Below are 17,562 nucleotides of genomic sequence, written 5' to 3'. Positions count from 1 at the left end.
TCCCACACAGGAGCACCGCATGAACACTCTGCCCCTAATAGCCTTGGCCCTGCTGCTGTTGGCAGTCGTCGGCTGGGCCATCTGGAGCTGGCGCCGCGAGGCCCAACTGCAGCAGCTGGCCGAGCGCGCGCAGCAACAGGGCGAGCTGATCGAGGCGATGAACGCCGTACTGGATAACCCTCAGCTCAACGAGGACGAGCAGCTGGAGCAAAGCCAGCGTCTGGTGGAAAAACTCAAGGCTACCCGTCGCTAAGCACAGTCACGCAGCAAGCCTGGCTCGAGACGGCGCCTACCAGCCGCCGCCACCCCCGCCTCCACCACCGCCCCCCGAAGAACCGCCGCCGGACGAGCCACCCGAGGAGCTACCCGACGAAGACGGGCTGGGCGGCGGCGTGGCGGCGCTCGAGGTGGCGCTGCTCAGGCCACCGAGCAGGGCACCGGTCAGCGCGCTGGGCCTGGCGAAGCTGCTGCGGCTGCGGTACCAGTCGGGTTGGTATTCGCGCAGTGCGGGATCGATCAGCCCGGCATCCAGGGCCGCGGTGAAGCGCGCGGTCCAGGCCCCTTCCACGCCCAGGGCCATGGCATAGGGCAGGTGCTGCTCGTACAGGGCGATGCTCATGGCCGGAGCCTCGGCGGCGCGGGCCAGGGTCTCGCTCTCGGCCAGCTGTAGGTACTCGCGATAACCCTCGGCCGCATCCAGCAGGCGCCGCCCTTCCACCGATGGCGCTTCCAGCCAGCCACGGAAGAGAATGACCTGCAGCCAGAACAGCACCAGCAGCACCACGACCATCGGCGCCAGGTTGTAGAACAGCACGGCCAGGCCGATGGCTCCGGGGATGATGAAGATCGCCCCGGCGCCGATCAGCACCCCGCCACCGTTGTCCGGTGTGCCTTCGCGCCACAGGCGGATACCGGCAACCAGCATGAACACCCCGGACAGGCCGAAACACAGGCCGAACATCAGGCCGAAAATCGCCAGGCCCAGCTGTTCTTCGCCGTCGACGCTGGCAAACACGCTGACCAGGGTGCCGACCAGCGCCCAGGCCACCCCCCAGCCCCAGGCGCCGCGGTTGTTGCTGTGCCAGTTCTTGCCCCGCTCGCCCATTGCCGCACTGTGCGCATCGATGGCCTTGGCCAGGCGCGGCTCATAGCTGCTGCCGACGCGCAGGGGCTTGCTCGGTTTGTCTGCCGGGAACAATTCGTCGAGCAGCGCCTGCTCGTGAGTCTGCAGGTTGTCGCGCGGCGCCGGCCCCGAATCGAGGATAAAAGCGGCGCCCCGCGGGCTGTCTTCCAGGGTCAGCAGCTTGCGGATGGCCAGGTCGGTGAAGCTCACGCTGACGGCCTCGGCGGCGCTGTAGCCACCACGAAAACCTCGGTTCCACAGATAGCCAAGCACGGCCGGCGCCAGCCCATCCGGCGCGGCGAACAGCGGAATCACCAGGCCCTTGCGCGGGTCGCGGCCGACGTCGAACCAACACCACAGGTAATAGGCGAACAGGCCGAGCAACAGCAGCAGACCGAAGAACACACCCAGGTTGTCGGCGATCAGCCGGGCGATACGCTGGCCCATGCCCGGGCGCTCAACCAGGCCGGCCTGCCAGTCCACCGCCACGGTAAAGCCTTCGCCGGGCTGCAGAACGCGCGTGGTGCGCAGCAGCAGTTGATTACCCGTACGCCGCTCCTCGCGGTAATCGCTGCCGCTGTCGCCGACAAAGCCGGTGTAGCCCATCACATCGCCGATGCGCGCGCCCTCGGGCAACTGCACCTGCACGGCCGCGGCCTGAATCGGAAAGCTCCAGTCGTTGCCGGTGGCGTTCCAGTACAGCTCGTCTTCGCCCTCCCGGTGCAGCAGCTGGGCGTCGATGCGGTAGCGCAGTTGATAGGTGTAGCGCCCGGGCTCCAGCTCATGGTCGGCCGAGCCCAGGTAATAGCGGATGCCGGCACCCAGCGCCTCGCTGTGGAAAGGTTCGCCCTGGCCATCGCGGGTCACTTCCAGCATCTGGATCGGCGTGCGCCGCTCCAGACCATTGCCCAGGCTGTAGCGGGTGGGAATGTCGCGGTAGATGCCGCGGCGGATCTGCTGTCCCTCAGCCTGCACGGTGATGCGCTCGACCACCTGCAGGTAGCCATCGCGCTCGACCTGCAGGCCGACGGTGTAGGCCTCGATGACTTCCTCGGCCCAGCCCGTGGCGGGCAGCAGGCAGCACAACAGCAGCAGAGATTTCACCCATCCGGACATTTCAGAACTCCAGTGTCGGGGAAAGGGCGTCGCGAGCATCGTCCAGGGCGAAATAAGCAGCGCACTGAAAGCCGAACAGCTGTGCCAGCAGGTTGCTCGGCACCGATTCGACCAGCACGTTGAGCTCGCGCACCGCGCCGTTGTAGTAGCGGCGGGCCATCTGGATCTGCTCCTCGAGCTCGCTGAGGGTGCGCTGCAGATCGAGGAAGCCGCCATCGGCCTTCAGCTCGGGGTAGTTCTCGGCCAAGGCGAACACCCGCAGCAGGCCCGCACTCAGCTGGCTCTCAGCGGCGCTGCGGCCGGGTGGGTCATCGCCTTCGTGGGCCTGCACAGCGCCGCGCTGCAGCACCAGTTCCTCCAGGGTGTCGCGCTCATGGGCCATGTACACCTTGAGGCAGCCGACCAGGTTGGGGATCAGACTGGAGCGGCGCTTGAGCTGCACATCGATGCCACTCCAGGCCTCGGCCACCCGCGCGCGATTGAACACCAGGCGGTTGTAGCCATAAACGACGGCCACCAGCAGCAACGCCAGCGCGGCCAGCGCCACCCACACGAATCCCTGCATACAACACTCCCCTGAAAAACCGCGGATTCAAGCGGCGCAGCTTACCCACAAGGCCTGCCCGTGCGCAGCCGACTGCACCACAGCTCGCCACGCAGAGGCTGTTTACGATCTTCTGGATTAGAGCCAGACAAGGCAAAAGTGGCCGAAAAAGCGCAGTTTACGAATTGTAAATGAGCATTTTGAGGCCACTTTTAACGCCGGATGGCCGACAGCCAGGAGATCGTAAACAGACTCTCAGCGCGGCAGCAGCCCACCACAATCAGCACTGACCCAGCGCGCCTGGCTGTGCATGCTGCTCTGCCGGCCGCCATAGACGCCGTTGACCTGGGTACTGAAGGCCGTGTCACCTTCGAAGCGGGTTTCCCCTTCGCCCTGACCATCCGGGCAAGTGAAGCGGAACTTCCAGACATCCTCACCACGCTCGGTGATCTCATGGGTACAGCCGGATTCGGGGTCCTGCAGGGGAATGTCGCGCGCCTTGGCCTGCGCCTCACTGAGGCACAGTTGCACGCCGGCCCCACCCAGCTTGACGCCCTGCTTGGCCATCATCTGCTCCATCATCTGGCGCTGCTCGGGCGGCAGGTTCTGCAGCTGGCCGAGCATCTCCTGCATGTCCGGCATCGCCTGGCCATCGCTCTGCATGTTGCCGGTGAACTCCCACAACCCCGGACGGATCTGCTCGGCGCTAGCCAGGGCGGGCAGCAGGCCGAGACAGAGAATCAACAACGACTGAATACGCATGGCGGGACTCCTTGACGAAGGTTCAGGCAACCTTGCCAGCTTAGGCCAGGCCCTGTGCCGCTGCCGGTTAGAAAGCGCCGCGCCCCACACCCGTCCGGCCGCCCCGTCCGCCGTGAAGAGCCGATGATAGCCAGCAAGTCGGCAATCGGCGAAAAGTTGCTGGCGGTCACACTAAGTTGTGCTTTTTCGCAAATAACTGTGATGCGCCACTAATTAGCGGGTAAGCATTTACTTACATATCACGGTGCATATATCCGATCGCTATTAATGCAGCCAAATAACTAATAATGCACCGCCATAATTCAAGAACGAACGTACCAAAACACAGCCATGCAATCTTCCCCGTTGCCATACAGGTCACACTTTTCGCGCTTGCCCCCCCTCCGACACAGGTCTAGGATGCCCACCCCATAGGGCTTGTGCGCAACTTATTGCACATCAAGGTGCGCAAAAAGTTGCGCACATCGGAAGTCCAAAGCATTCATCCTTAATATCTGGATGAAGACATGGAAGTTATGTATCTAATTAACAGGTCAAGGAATGACTGTTTCCAGCTCGCTCGCCGAACATTATCTGCAACTGGCCAATACCCCAATTAAAGAAGGGGACTTTGCCGGTGCGGATATTCGTTATTCGCCAGAATACGAAGTGCTGGAACGCGAGCTGGAAAAGGCCGCGGCCATGCACCAGACCGATGCCATCGACTGGCAGAAAGTCCGCGAGCAGAGCGAGGCGCTGCTGCGTGAGCAGTCCAAGGATCTGCGCGTCGCCAGCTGGCTGACCTGGAGCCTGTACCAGCGCGAAAACCTCAGTGGCCTACAAGCCGGTCTGGGCCTGCTGCACCAGCTCTGCAGCCAGCACTGGGACGAGCTGCACCCGCGCAAGGAACGCACCCGTGCCGCCGCCTTCGCCTGGCTCACTCCACGCCTGGAAAAGGCCCTCGGCGAAGACATTCCGGTAGCCACGCAACTGCCGCTGTTCCGCACCCTCGCCGAGCTGCTGCGCAAACTGGAAGGCTGCCTCTCCGCCCACCTGGGTGAAGACGCCCCGCTGCTGCTGCCGCTGTGCCGGCGTATCGACGAACAGATCAACCGCGCCACTCAGGGCCAGGCCGAACCGGGCGTGGTCGGCGCCGCCCTGGCCCAGGTCAAGCAGGCCGCCAGTCAGGTGTTCAGCGCCAGCACGCCGATCGACAACGAACGCGATGCGCACAAATCCCTGCGCGCATTGCAGGACGGCGCCCGACCGCTGTGCGGCTGGTGGCTGAAGCAGAAGGCCAGCGACATTCGCGCCCTGCGCCTGGCGCGCACCCTGCTGTGGCTGCCGATCGATAGCCTGCCGGAACGCAATGCCGAGCAGGTTACCGCCCTGCGTGGCCTGCCGGTGGATAAGCTGGCCAGCTACCGCGAACGCTTCGCCGCCGGCCAGTACGCCGACCTGCTGCTGGAGCTGGAAACCAGCATCGCCCGCGCGCCGTTCTGGCTCGACGGCCAGCGCCTGGCCTGGGAGTGCCTGCAGGAGCTGGGCGCCGAGCCGGCCATGGCCGAGGTGGAGATCCAATTAGCGCTGTTCCTGCAGCGCGTGCCCGGCCTGGAAGAACTGTGTTTCCACGATGGTCTGCCGTTCGCTGACGCCGAAACCCGCGCCTGGATCGGCGCCCATGTACTGCCGCATCTGCAGACGGCCAGTACCGAACCCGCCCCCACCTTGACTAGCGACGGTGGCAGCCTGCCGGCCTGGGAAGTCGCCCTGCAGGCGGTGCTGCCGCAGCTGCGCAAGGACGGCCTGAAAGCCGCCGTGCAACAGCTCAAACAGGGCATGGCCCAGGCCCAGGGCGGCCGCGCCCGCTTCTTCTGGCAGCTGAGCCTGGCGCGCCTGTGCAGCGCGGCGAAGAAGCACGAACTGGCCAAGACCCAACTCGAATCCCTCGACCAGACGCTGCAGGCCTCCGGCCTCGGCGAGTGGGAACCCGATCTCGCCCTGGAAGTGCTGCGCCTGCTGCACAGCTGCTACGAGCTGCTGCCGCAGAGCCACGTGATCCGCGAACGCAAGGAAGAGATCCACCGCAGGCTGTGCCACCTCGACCTCGAAGTGGTGCTGGATTAAGGCCGCAAGGCCCGTACATACCGAAAACGTAAAGGAGAACAGCCATGGCCAAAGAAGGCTCGGTAGCCCCCAAGGAACGCATCAACGTCACCTTCAAGCCCGCCACAGGCGGCGCCCAGGAAGAGATCGAACTGCCACTCAAACTGATGGTCCTCGGTGATTTCACCCAGCGCGCCGACGACCGCAAGATCGAAGACCGCAAGCCGATCAGCATCGACAAGAACAACTTCGACGAAGTGCTCGGCAAGCAGGAACTCAACCTGACCTTCAGCGTGGCCAACCGCCTGCAGGATGAGCAGGGCGCCGACGAACTGCCGGTGCAGCTGCGCATCAACTCGATGAAAGACTTCAACCCCGCCGCCGTGGTCGACCAGGTTCCCGAGCTGAAGAAGCTGATGGAACTGCGCGACGCCCTGGTCGCCCTGAAAGGTCCGCTGGGCAACGCCCCGGCCTTCCGCAAGGCGATCGAAAGCGTGCTCGCCGACGACGACTCGCGTGACCGCGTACTGGGCGAGCTGGGCCTGACCCAGCAAGACGCCTGAACCCTCGACAAGGAAGCCCGAGCATGAGCACCAGTGCAGTAGTGGAAACCACCCGGAATGTCGCCGAAGCCGGCATTCTCGACCGCATCATCGCGGAAACCCGGCTGACCCCGGACGACGAGGCCTACGACATCGCCAAGCGTGGCGTGTCGGCCTTTATCGAAGAGCTGCTGAAGCCGCACAACCAGAACGAGCCGGTGAAGAAGGCCATGGTCGACCGCATGATCGCGGAGATCGACGCCAAGCTCAGCCGGCAGATGGACGAGATCCTCCACCACGCCGACTTCCAGGCCCTGGAATCGTCCTGGCGCGGCCTCAAGCTGCTGGTCGATCGCACCAACTTCCGCGAAAACACCAAGCTGGAAATCCTCAACGCCTCCAAGCAGGACCTGCTGGACGACTTCGAGGACAGCCCGGAAATCACCCAGTCCGGCCTGTACAAGCACATCTACACCGCCGAGTACGGCCAGTTCGGCGGCCAGCCGGTCGGCGCTATCGTCGCCAACTACTTCTTCGACCCCAGCTCGCCGGACATCAAGTGCATGCAGCACGTCGCCTCGGTGGCCTGCATGGCCCACGCGCCGTTTATCGCCGCTGCCGGCCCGAAGTTTTTCGGCCTGGAGAGTTTCACCGGCCTGCCCAACCTGAAGGACCTCAAGGATCACTTCGAGGGCCCGCAGTTCGCCAAGTGGCAAAGCTTCCGCGAGCGCGAAGACGCCCGCTACGTCGGCCTGACCCTGCCGCGCTTCCTGCTGCGCAACCCCTACGATCCGGAAGAGAACCCGGTGAAGAGCTTCGTCTACAAGGAAAACGTCGCCGGCGACCACGAGCACTACCTGTGGGGCAACACCGCCTACACCTTCGCCTCCAAGCTGACCGACAGCTTCGCCAAGTTCCGCTGGTGCCCGAACATCATCGGCCCGCAGAGCGGTGGCGCGGTGGAAGACCTGCCGCTGCACCACTTCGAGAGCATGGGCGAGATCGAGACCAAGATCCCCACCGAAGTGCTGGTCTCCGACCGCCGCGAGTATGAGCTGGCCGAGGAAGGCTTTATCGCCCTGACCATGCGCAAGGGCAGCGACAACGCCGCGTTCTTCTCCGCCAACTCCACCCAGAAGCCGAAGTTCTTCGGCATCAGCGAGGAAGGCAAGACCGCCGAACTGAACTACAAGCTCGGCACCCAGCTGCCCTACCTGTTCATCGTCAACCGCCTGGCGCACTACCTGAAAGTGCTGCAGCGCGAGCAGATCGGCGCGTGGAAAGAGCGCACCGACCTGGAGCTGGAGCTGAACAAGTGGATCCGCCAGTTCGTCGCCGACCAGGAAAACCCCAGCTCGGAAGTCCGTAGCCGCCGCCCGCTGCGCGCCGCGCAAGTGATCGTCAGCGACGTCGATGGTGAGCCGGGCTGGTACCGCGTCAGCCTCAACGTGCGTCCGCACTTCAAGTACATGGGTGCCGATTTCACCCTGTCCTTGGTCGGCAAGCTGGACAAGGAATAACTCGCCATGAGTTACGGCAGCCTGTTCGAGCGCCTGGGTGGCGAAGCCGGCAAACGCGCCGGCTGGAGCCATGAGGTGTCCGCCATGGCCTCGGTGGCTGCCCACCTGGCGAAGATGCTCAGCACCCGGGCGGGCAGCGTGCAAACGCTGCCCGACTACGGGTTGCCCGATCTCAACGATATGCGCCTGTCGCTGCACGATGCCTTGCAACAGGCGCGTATCGCCATCGAACGCTTCATCGAAGCGTACGAACCGCGTTTGACCCAGGTGCGCGTGGTGTCACTGCCACGCGATCACGATCCGCTGAGCCTGGCCTTCGCCATCGAAGGCCAGCTGGAGATCGACGGCGTCAAACGCCCCGTAAGTTTTGCCGCGCAGCTGGATGGCAGCGGGCAAGTGAAGGTCAGGTAAGGGCCTGTTCATAGGAGAGCATGGATGTCCGGTAAACCCGCCGCCCGCCTGGGCGACCCCACTGCCTGCCCGATTCCGGGCCACGGCAGCAACCCCATCGCCGCCGGCTCGCCCGACGTACTGTTCGATGGCAAACCGGCCGCGCGCATGGGCGATGCCTCGGCCTGCGGCGGCGCGCTGGTCGGCAATGTGATCCCCAACGTGCTGATCAACGGCAAACCGGCGACCACCATCGGCACCGTGGGCAACCACGGCAATGTGGTGGTGGCGGGATCGGGGACGGTGATTATCGGCACCAGCGGCGGCGGCGCGACCATCGGCCCGGTGGAGCCGGTGTCCTTTGTCGCCAGTGCGGTGGCCGCCGTGGTCGACGCACTGATTCCGAGTGCCGAGGCAGCGGAACAGAAGAGCGAAGCACTGGATTATCGGCTGGAGCTGAAATCCGGCGGCAACCGCGTCCTGACCCCACTGGAAATCCCCGACTACGACGAGCTGGACAGCGGCACCACGAAGAACCTGGAAACCATCGATTTCCTGGTCAGCAACCGCGAACAGCCCGCCGATAGCCTGACCCTGGAAGTGCTGGACGGCAGCACCTTGCTCTATGCCGAAGCCGATACCGCCAAGCTGCTGCCCCCTGGTGAACACACGTGGCAATGGGACGGTTACAGCCTGACCGGTGTCCTCGATACCAAGGTGCTGAAGAGCGCCGCGCTCAAGGTGCGCCTGACAGCGGTCAAGGGCGGCCTGCAGCAGATCGTCGAGCTGCCGCTGGCCAATGAAAGCGAGGAAGTGGATTGGGTCGATGCGCGGGTCGATCGCAATGCCAAAACGGTCGAAGTCACTGTACGGCCGAGCTTTTCCGATGGCGGTATCAAAGGTCAAAACAGCAATCTCACACCGCTGACATATGCAGCATTAGAGACTCAGGCTAAAAGAGGCATTGAGTATTACTGGTCACGCAACGCTACGCGAGCACAGGGTATCGCCAACGGTATCAATAGCAGTAAGGGACTTTACCTCTTCACGGTAAAGGCCGACATCAATGCAAAACCTTGTGCTAAGAATTTCCCGCTTACCGAGAACTTAACCGTGGATGGCGGCAGGTCAACCAGCCTGGGAGGTTTCAGAGTCATTCACCATAACTCTGGATATTGGTCAGTACGCAGATACCCAGCGATTTTCTCTGACGAAGAATTTATGCACACCTCGGCTCATGAATTCGGCCACCTAGTTCTTAATGACTATGGTGATGGAGGCCTTATTCCCCACTATTCATGGAGCCATAAGGATACTTCCACAGTTCTCACTCAGAGAAGAAAAGACAATAACTATATTCCAGCTACCGGAGAGTTGGATGTAATGCATTACTTCACGGAACCCCCGAGTGGCGAATCCGCCTGGCTGGACTTCTGGGATCGATCATCTATCTCCGAACAGGACGTAAAAGGCCTGCTTTGGCTAACTAGGGTGCAGTTCCATGACTAAAACATTAGGCATTTTCGGAGCCATGCTTCTGGCCGGCTGCACAACCCAAAGCAAGTATGTGTATATCGTGGATTTTCACAATGCGTGCTCATATTCAGTTGATATTGACGTCAACGAATACTCAAACGCCAAGAAGCCTCTGCACCTTGTTAAAACGCTACAACCAGGCGAATCCACCGAAATACTTTCTTATATATCTTTCAGCGATGAACTGGAAAATGGATTTCCCGACACTTACCAACTGCAACTATCCGCCAATCAACGGGAAATCGTACTCGATAAAAATAACTTCCTCAGCCATCTGAAAGAAACCACGATTGGTGACCCCGGAAACACCGTCGATATCTGGAAAATATCCTCAGATCAACTTTGTCCATGACCATGAAAGCTGCCTATCTATTCATGGTGCTATCAAGTCTTAGCGCCTGCGTGCCCTACCCGCACTCGGTAACCCGCAACCCGGCCATCGAGGGTCGCGTGCTGTCTGCCGCAACAGGGCAGGCAGTGGCGGGCGCCAAGGTCGAGCTGGATATCGGCAGCGACGAATCCTGGGCCTATGACACCGTCAGCGATGCCGAGGGCCATTTCGCCTTTGCCGAACACCGCGACTATCGCCTGTTCGCCCTGCTGGCCGATGGGCCGCCTTGCGGGACCACGCTGTCGGTCAGCGCACCCGGCTATCACATCCGCCATTGCAGCTGGATGGGCCGGTATTGGTGCTCGTCGGAGCCGGTGAAACTGCCGCGCCTGATGCTGCAGCCTGAGCACGTCGCCATCTCCGAAGAGGAGGCTGCAGGGGACCTCTGGAGCTGCCTCGAATCAGCCACGGAGACCGTCAACTGATGTCCTTCAACCACCACTACCAGAGCGAACTCACCGCCCTGCGCCAACTGGGCAAGCGCTTTGCCGAGCGCAGCCCGGCGCTGGCGCCGTTTCTCGGCCAGGCTGGGCGCGACCCAGATGTCGAGCGGCTGCTGGAGGGTTTCGCCTTTCTCACCGGGCGCCTGCGGCAGAAGCTCGACGACGAGCTGCCGGAGCTGACCCATTCACTGATGCACCTGCTGTGGCCGAACTACATGCGCCCGCTGCCGGCCTTCAGCATGCTGCAGTTCGACCCGCTCAAGCGCCCCGGCCCGGCCCTGGCGGTACCGCGGCATACGCCGGTGGAAGCCAAGGCCATCGAAGGTGTGACCTGCCGTTTCCGCACCGCCTTCGCCTGCGAGGTGCTGCCGCTGGCGCTGAACGGCCTGGACTATTCGGTGAAGGGCGACGGCGCACTGCTCAGCCTGCGCCTGGGGATGAGCGCCGATGGCCACCTCGGCGAAGTCGAACTGAGCAAACTGCGCCTGCACCTGGCTGGCGAGCGCTATATCAGCCAGTTGCTCTACCTCGGCCTGCTGCGCCACCTCGGCGGCATCCAGCTGGTGTTGCTGGATGGCGAGGGCAAGCCGCTCAAGGATGCCTACGACCAGCCGCTGCCCGGCTTCGCCCTGGGTGCCGACAAGGTCGAGGCGGTGGGCTTCGCCGAAGACGAAGCGCTGGTGCCCTACCCACTGAACACCTTCCGCGGCTACCGCCACCTGCAGGAATACTTCGCCTTCCAGGACAAGTTCCTGTTCGTCGAGCTCAAGGGCCTCGAACTGCTCAAGCGCCAGCCGGCGGAGCTGCTGGAACGGGCGCGCGGCCTGGAGCTGCGCTTCGATATCCAGAAGACCGGCCTGCAGCGCATCCGCCCGACCCTGGACAACGTGCGCCTGTACTGCACGCCGGTGGTCAACCTGTTCGCCCACGACGCCATCCCGATCCGCCTGGACGGCAAGCAGGACCAGTACCTGCTGCTGCCGGCCGAATTCGAGACGCGCCACTGCGCGGTGTTCTCGGTGGACCGGGTGACCGGCTGGAAGCCCGGCGGCATGGGCTACGAGGAATACGTGCCGTTCGAGTCCTTCGAGCACGACGCCAGCTTCGACGTGCCCAAGGCCCGTCCGCACTACAGCGTGCGCCAGCAGCCATCCATGCTCGGCGACGGACTGGAGACCTGGCTGAGCTTCGGCATGCGCCAGCAGGATCAGCAGGAAACCCTGTCCATCGAGCTGACCTGCACCAACCAGAACCTGCCGCGCCAGCTGGGCCTGGGCGATATCTGCCTGCCCAGCGAGGACACCCCGGAGTTCCTAACCTTCCGCAACATCAGCGCGGTAACGCCGAGCTACGCACCGCCGCTGCACCGCGACTACCTGTGGAAGCTGATCAGCAACATGTCGCTGAACTACCTGTCGCTGGCCAACGTCGAGGCGCTCAAGGTGATCCTCGAGACCTACGACCTGCCGCGCTACTACGACCAGCACGCGGAAAAGGTCAGCAAGCGCCTGCTCGGCGGGCTGCAGTCGATCAGCCACCAGCACGTCGACCGCCTGCATCGCGGCCTGCCGGTGCGCGGTGTGCGTACCGAACTGAACATGAACCCGGACGGTTACCTGGGCGAAGGGGATTTGTTCCTGTTCGCCTCGGTGCTCAATGAATTCTTCGCCCTCTACGCCAGCCTCAACTCGTACCACGAGCTGCGCGTACACAGCACACAAGGAGAGGTGTACCGATGGACGCCGCGCATGGGGCAGCAGCCCCTGCTCTGAGCAAGCTCAGTTCCGGCATCCGCGAGTACAGCCTGTTCCAAGGTGTGCTGCTGGTGCTGGACCGCTTGCGCACTGCCCATCCCGAACTGGATGAGGAGCAGCTGTACGAGCGCCTGGAATTCCAGGCCAACCCCAGCCTGGGCTTCCCCGGCAGCGATGTTGATCGCGTGCAGTTCTTCGAGGAGCACGGCGAGCTGCGCGCGCAGCTGCGCATCAACCTGGTCAGCCTGTTTGGCGCTGGTTCGCCGCTGCCGGCCTTCTATGGCGAACAGGCGCTGGGCGACAACCCGGACGGCAACCCGACCCGCGAATTCCTCGACCTGTTCAACAACCGCCTGCAGCGCCTGCTCCTGCCGATCTGGCAGAAGTACCGCTACTACGCGCGCTTCCAGCGCGGCGCCAGCGATGTGTTCTCCAACCAGCTGTTCGCCCTGATCGGCCTCGGCGGCGAGCAGATCCGCGCCGCCGAGGAACTCAACTGGAAGCGCCTGCTGCCCTACCTCGGCCTGCTCAGCCTGCGCGCCCACTCGGCGGCACTGGTCGAGTCGGTGCTGCGTTACTACTTCAAGCACACCGACCTGCGCATCGAGCAGTGCGTCGAGCGCCAGGTACAGATCATCGGCGAGCAGCGCAACCGCCTCGGCCTGGCCAACAGCCAGCTGGGCGAAAGCCTGGTGCTCGGCGAGCGGGTGCGCGACCGCGGCGGCAAGTTCCGCATCCATATCCGCCAGCTCAGCTGGGCACGTTTCCATGAATTCCTGCCGATCGGCACGGGCTACCAGCCGCTCTGCGCGCTGGTGCGCTTCACCCTGCGCGACCCGCTCGACTACGACATCCGCCTGGCCCTGCGCCACGAGGAAATCCGCGAGCTGCGCATCGGCGCCGGCAACCCCTGCCACCTCGGCTGGACCAGCTGGCTGGGCCACGAACAGGCCGATGGTGTGGTCACCATCGGCAGCATGACTCACTAAGGACAGAGAGAATGATCAACGTCGACCTACAACAGTTGGTCCAGGCACTGGACGCCGACACCCGCCGCGACCTCGAAGGCGCCGCCGAGCGCTGCCTGCAGCGCGGTGGCAACAAGATCCTGGTGGAAGACCTGCTGCTCGGTCTGCTCGAACGCCCGCAAGGCTTGCTGGCCCGCGCCCTGCAGGATGCCGAAGTGGATGCCGGCGCCCTCGCCAGCGCCCTGCAACCGCGCGGCGAACACAGCGCCTCGCGCAACCCGGTGTTCTCCGCCGAGCTGGTGCAGTGGCTGCAGGACGCCCTGCTGGTGGCCAACCTGGAACTGGGCCAGAGCCAGGTGGAACAGGCCGCGCTGATCCTCGCCCTGCTGCGCAACCCGATGCGTTATGCCGGCAGCCACTACCAGCCGTTGTTGGCCAAGGTGAATGCCGAACGCCTACGCGAATTCGCCCTCAGCCAGCAGCCGCAGACAGGCGCCGGCAAAGCCGCCGCGCCGGGTGAATCCAACCTGCAACGCTTCACCCACAACTTCACCCAGCAGGCCCGCGACGGCAAGCTCGACCCGGTGCTGTGCCGCGATGGGGCGATCCGCCAGATGATCGACATCCTCGCCCGCCGCCGCAAAAACAACCCGATCGTGGTCGGCGAGGCCGGCGTCGGCAAGACCGCCATAGTCGAAGGGCTGGCCCTGCGCATCGCCAGCGGCGAAGTGCCGGAAGTGCTCAAGGGCGTCGAGCTGCTGTGCCTGGACATGGGCCTGCTGCAGGCCGGCGCCAGCGTCAAAGGCGAGTTCGAGCGGCGCCTGCAGGGGGTGATCGATGAGGTCAAAGCCTCGCCCAAGCCGATCATCCTGTTTATCGACGAGGCCCATACCCTGATCGGCGCCGGCGGCCAGGCCGGTGGCTCGGACGCCGCCAACCTGCTCAAGCCGGCCCTGGCGCGTGGCGAGCTGCGCACCATCGCCGCCACCACCTGGAGCGAATACAAGAAGTACTTCGAGAAAGACCCGGCCCTGGCCCGGCGTTTCCAACCGGTGCAGCTGCACGAGCCGACGGTCCAGGAAGCCGTGACCATCCTCCGTGGCCTGGCCCCGGTGTACGAGAAGAGCCACGGCATCTACCTGCGCGACGACGCGGTGGTGGCCGCCGCCGAACTGTCGGCGCGCTACCTGGCCGGGCGCCAGCTGCCGGACAAGGCGGTCGACGTGCTCGACACCGCCTGCGCCCGCGTACGCATCAGCCTGGCCGCCGCCCCGGAAGCGCTGGAGCGCCTGCGCGGCGAGATCGCCGAAGGCCAGCGCCAGCGCGAAGCCCTGCGCCGCGACCTGGACGCCGGCCTGCAGGTCGACGGCGAAGTCCTGGAGCAGCTGGAAAACCGCCTGCTCGAGGCTGCTGACCAACTGCAGCAACTGAGCAGCCGCTGGGACAGCCAGCGCCAACTGGCCGAACGCCTGCTGCAGCTGCGCCAGCAGTGCGCCGCTGCCCGCCTCGATCAACCTGTCGAAGCGAGCGCCGACAGCGGCGAACCCCTGCCGAATCTGGGCGAACTGGAAGCCGAGCTGCGCGAGGTGCAGGCCGAACTGGCTAGCGCACAAAGCGCCGAGCGCCTGGTCAGCCATGAAGTCTGCCCGCGCCTGGTCGCCGAGGTGATCAGCCACTGGACCGGCGTGCCGCTGAGCCAGCTGGCCCGCGAACACAACGCCAAGGTGGCCGGTTTCGCCAACGATCTGCGCGCCCGCGTGCGCGGCCAGGAGCAGGCGGTGGTGGCCCTCGACCGCGCCATGCGCGCCAGCGCCGCCGGGCTGAACAAGGACGATGCGCCGGTCGGCGTGTTCCTGCTGGTCGGCCCCAGCGGCGTCGGCAAGACCGAGACCGCCCTGGCCCTGGCCGACCTGCTGTACGGCGGTGAGCGTTTCCTCACCACCATCAACATGTCCGAGTTCCAAGAGAAGCACACGGTGTCGCGGCTGATCGGCGCGCCGCCCGGCTACGTCGGCTACGGCGAGGGCGGCATGCTCACCGAGGCGGTACGACAGAAGCCCTACTCGGTGATCCTCCTCGACGAGGTGGAGAAGGCCGACCCGGACGTGATGAACGTCTTCTACCAGATCTTCGACAAGGGCGTGGCCAACGACGGCGAAGGGCGCGAGATCAACTTCCGCAACTGCCTGATCCTGATGACCAGCAACCTGGCCAGCGAGCAGATCGCCCAGCTCTGCAGCGATGACCAGCGTCCGGCTGCCGAAGTACTGGAACAGGCCATCCGCCCGGCCCTGAGCCGTCACTTCAAGCCGGCGCTGCTCGCGCGCATGCGCGTGGTGCCCTACTACCCGGTGGCCGGCAGCGTGCTCGAGGAACTGGTCGCGCTCAAGCTGGCGCGCCTCGGCGAGCGCCTGGCGCGCCGCCAGCTCGGCTTTAGCCACCACCCGGCGCTGCTCGAACACCTGGCCCGCCGCTGCCAGCACAACGACAGCGGCGCCCGGCTGATCGACCAGTTGCTGGAACAACAGCTGCTGCCGCAGATCGCCGACCGCCTGCTGGATGCCATGGCCGCCGGCGAAAGCCTGCAGCAGGTGCACGCCACCCTCGACGGTGAAGGAGCGCTGGTCTGTGAATTCGCCTGAACGCCTGCCGCCCCAGCTGCCTGAGCCCCCCCAGCTGCTGCAGCGCATCGCCCAGCCGCTGCCCTATGCCGAGGCCCTGCTGGAGCAGTTCGGCCAGCTGTCGCGCCTGGCCAAGGCCGACGACCTGCCGGCCGGCCTGGTGCAGGCCACCGCGCAGCTCGCGGGTTGCGAACTGAGCCAGCTGTACCTGCTCGACAGCACCCACACCCGCCTGACCCTGGCCGCCGAATGGCTGGATGGCCAGGCGCACCCCGAGCACAGCGCCAGCCTGCCCAGCGACTACGACGGCGAGCAGCTGCTGCAGTACTGCCTGTGCCAGAACCGCCACCTGAGCCTGGCCAACCTCGACCACAACCTGCACGAAACCAGCTTCCTGCCGACCCGCGACAAAGCCTGGCGCAGCCTGCTGTGCCTGCCGCTGCAGGACGAGCAGGGCCGCGTCGGCGGCCTGTTGCTGCTGGCCAGCCACAGTGCCCGCGAGCTGGAAGGTTTCGCCGGCTCGCTGGCCAGCCTCGGCACCTTCGCCCTGACCCAGCACCAGCTGCTGCAACGCCTGCGCGCGCCGCTGACCAGCGTGCCCAGTGCGGCGCCGACCAGCCTGCCAAGCAGCGGCTACGGCCTGATCGGCAGCAGCGCGGCGATGCGCGCGGTCTACCAGTTGCTCGGCAAGGTGCTGCACAACCCGGTCAGCGTGCTGCTCACCGGCGAGACCGGTACCGGCAAGGAACTGGTCGCCCGCGCCATCCACGACTGTGGTTTCCGCCGCAGCCAGGCGTTCATCGTGCAGAACTGCGCCTCGCTGCCGGAGAACCTGCTGGAGAGCGAGCTGTTCGGCTACCGCAAGGGCGCCTTCACCGGCGCCGAGCGCGACCGCAAGGGCCTGTTCGACGCAGCCGACGGCGGCACCCTGTTCCTCGACGAGATCGGCGACATGCCGCTGGCCCTGCAGGCCAAGCTGCTGCGCGTGCTGCAGGAAGGCGAGGTGCGCCCGCTGGGCAGCACTGAAACGCACAAGGTCGACGTGCGCATCGTCGCCGCCACCCACCGCGACCTGCGCGCGCTGGTCGAGGACGGACGCTTTCGCGAAGACCTGTTCTATCGCCTGTCGCACTTCCCCATCGCCCTGCCGCCGCTGCGCGAGCGCGACGAAGACATCCTCCAGCTGGCCCGCCACTTCGCCGCCAAGGCCAGCGCCTTCCTGCAGCGCGACCCGTGCCGCTGGGCCGAAACCACCCTCACCCACCTGGCCGGCTACGCCTTCCCCGGCAATGTGCGCGAGCTGAAAGGCCTGGTGGAGCGCGCCGTGCTGCTGTGCGAAGGCGGCGAACTGCTGCCCGAGCATTTCAGCCTGCGCCAGGACGTCAGCCAGGCCGGCGACGGCTGCATGAACCTGCGCGAACGCCTGGAGCGGGTCGAACGCAACCTGCTGCTCGACTGCCTGCGCAAGAACCGCGGCAACCAGAGCCAGGCCGCCCGCGAGCTGGGCCTGCCGCGGCGCACCCTGCTGTACCGCATGGACCGGCTGAAGATCAGCCCGGCCGATGTCTGAGCCGCTGCCCATGCCGACCCATTCCCCCATCACCGCCTGTGGAGAACCCGAGATGTCCCACCGCCTGCTGACCACCACCCTGCTCGCCGCCCTGCTCTGCCTGAGCGGCTGTGCCGGCAACTACAAATCCAGCGATGACGACTACCGCCCGCTGGGCGACCCGCACGCCGCGCCGCGCGACAACTGATAAGCCGAGG

Annotated in this window: 16 protein-coding genes; 13 read left to right on the top strand and 3 right to left on the bottom strand. The window is 64.9% G+C overall.

The window, feature by feature from the left end:
* The first annotated feature begins 19 nt into the window (after positions 1-19).
* On the top strand, positions 20-253 hold the full coding sequence (locus HNE05_RS00135; protein WP_173210861.1) for a hypothetical protein: 234 nt from the start codon (positions 20-22) through the stop codon (positions 251-253).
* Positions 254-289: 36 nt separating this feature from the next.
* Here HNE05_RS00135 and HNE05_RS00130 read toward each other — a convergent pair whose 3' ends face one another.
* The 3 genes from HNE05_RS00130 to HNE05_RS00120 all read right to left on the bottom strand — a co-directional run bounded on the left by HNE05_RS00130 (position 290) and on the right by HNE05_RS00120 (position 3,545).
* Complete coding sequence (locus tag HNE05_RS00130; protein ID WP_173210859.1) at positions 290-2,239, bottom strand: DUF2207 domain-containing protein; 1,950 nt, start codon at positions 2,237-2,239, stop codon at positions 290-292.
* 1 nt (position 2,240) lies between these two features.
* The gene (locus tag HNE05_RS00125) at positions 2,241-2,804 is read right to left on the bottom strand and encodes a LemA family protein (protein ID WP_219637210.1); all 564 of its coding nucleotides are present in this window, start codon (positions 2,802-2,804) and stop codon (positions 2,241-2,243) included.
* Positions 2,805-3,038: 234 nt separating this feature from the next.
* Positions 3,039-3,545: a DUF3617 domain-containing protein gene (locus HNE05_RS00120; protein WP_173210857.1), complete on the bottom strand. Its 507-nt coding sequence runs from the start codon at positions 3,543-3,545 to the stop codon at positions 3,039-3,041.
* A gap of 540 nt (positions 3,546-4,085) precedes the next feature.
* Here HNE05_RS00120 and tssA point away from each other — a divergent pair.
* From tssA to HNE05_RS00060, 12 genes are read left to right on the top strand one after another with little or no spacing between them, the layout of a single operon-like run.
* Complete coding sequence (tssA, locus tag HNE05_RS00115) at positions 4,086-5,651, top strand: type VI secretion system protein TssA (protein WP_173210855.1); 1,566 nt, start codon at positions 4,086-4,088, stop codon at positions 5,649-5,651.
* A gap of 44 nt (positions 5,652-5,695) precedes the next feature.
* Positions 5,696-6,193 carry a type VI secretion system contractile sheath small subunit gene (gene tssB, locus HNE05_RS00110; RefSeq protein ID WP_173210853.1) on the top strand — a complete coding sequence of 166 codons (498 nt, stop codon included), beginning with the start codon at positions 5,696-5,698 and terminating at the stop codon, positions 6,191-6,193.
* 23 nt (positions 6,194-6,216) lie between these two features.
* Positions 6,217-7,692, top strand: coding sequence for a type VI secretion system contractile sheath large subunit (gene tssC / locus HNE05_RS00105; protein ID WP_173210851.1), 1,476 nt, complete (start codon positions 6,217-6,219; stop codon positions 7,690-7,692).
* Between the two features lie 6 nt (positions 7,693-7,698).
* The gene (tssE, locus tag HNE05_RS00100) at positions 7,699-8,103 is read left to right on the top strand and encodes a type VI secretion system baseplate subunit TssE (protein WP_160492129.1); all 405 of its coding nucleotides are present in this window, start codon (positions 7,699-7,701) and stop codon (positions 8,101-8,103) included.
* A 24-nt stretch (positions 8,104-8,127) separates the two neighbouring features.
* A complete protein-coding gene (locus HNE05_RS20640; RefSeq protein WP_173210849.1) occupies positions 8,128-9,591 on the top strand; it encodes a PAAR domain-containing protein in 1,464 nt (487 codons plus the stop codon).
* Positions 9,584-9,970 (top strand): hypothetical protein, encoded by a 387-nt coding sequence (locus tag HNE05_RS00090; RefSeq protein ID WP_173210847.1) that lies wholly within the window; start codon positions 9,584-9,586, stop codon positions 9,968-9,970. Before HNE05_RS20640 ends, HNE05_RS00090 begins: the two co-directional genes overlap by 8 nt.
* Complete coding sequence (locus HNE05_RS00085; RefSeq protein WP_173210844.1) at positions 9,967-10,434, top strand: carboxypeptidase-like regulatory domain-containing protein; 468 nt, start codon at positions 9,967-9,969, stop codon at positions 10,432-10,434. Before HNE05_RS00090 ends, HNE05_RS00085 begins: the two co-directional genes overlap by 4 nt.
* Entirely contained in the window at positions 10,434-12,224 is a 1,791-nt protein-coding gene (gene tssF, locus HNE05_RS00080) for a type VI secretion system baseplate subunit TssF (RefSeq protein ID WP_173210842.1), read from the top strand. Before HNE05_RS00085 ends, tssF begins: the two co-directional genes overlap by 1 nt.
* Positions 12,188-13,195 carry a type VI secretion system baseplate subunit TssG gene (gene tssG / locus HNE05_RS00075; RefSeq protein ID WP_173210840.1) on the top strand — a complete coding sequence of 336 codons (1,008 nt, stop codon included), beginning with the start codon at positions 12,188-12,190 and terminating at the stop codon, positions 13,193-13,195. Before tssF ends, tssG begins: the two co-directional genes overlap by 37 nt.
* Before the next feature lie 11 nt (positions 13,196-13,206).
* A complete protein-coding gene (gene tssH / locus HNE05_RS00070) occupies positions 13,207-15,816 on the top strand; it encodes a type VI secretion system ATPase TssH (RefSeq protein ID WP_173210838.1) in 2,610 nt (869 codons plus the stop codon).
* Positions 15,817-15,850: 34 nt separating this feature from the next.
* Positions 15,851-17,365 carry a sigma-54 interaction domain-containing protein gene (locus tag HNE05_RS00065; protein WP_173211744.1) on the top strand — a complete coding sequence of 505 codons (1,515 nt, stop codon included), beginning with the start codon at positions 15,851-15,853 and terminating at the stop codon, positions 17,363-17,365.
* A 52-nt stretch (positions 17,366-17,417) separates the two neighbouring features.
* On the top strand, positions 17,418-17,552 hold the full coding sequence (locus HNE05_RS00060) for a type VI secretion protein (RefSeq protein WP_173210836.1): 135 nt from the start codon (positions 17,418-17,420) through the stop codon (positions 17,550-17,552).
* The last annotated feature ends 10 nt before the right edge of the window (positions 17,553-17,562 follow it).

Origin of the sequence: Pseudomonas campi, assembly GCF_013200955.2 — a bacterium.
GTDB lineage: Bacteria > Pseudomonadota > Gammaproteobacteria > Pseudomonadales > Pseudomonadaceae > Aquipseudomonas > Aquipseudomonas campi.
This window is presented reverse-complemented; position numbering and strand designations above follow the sequence as displayed.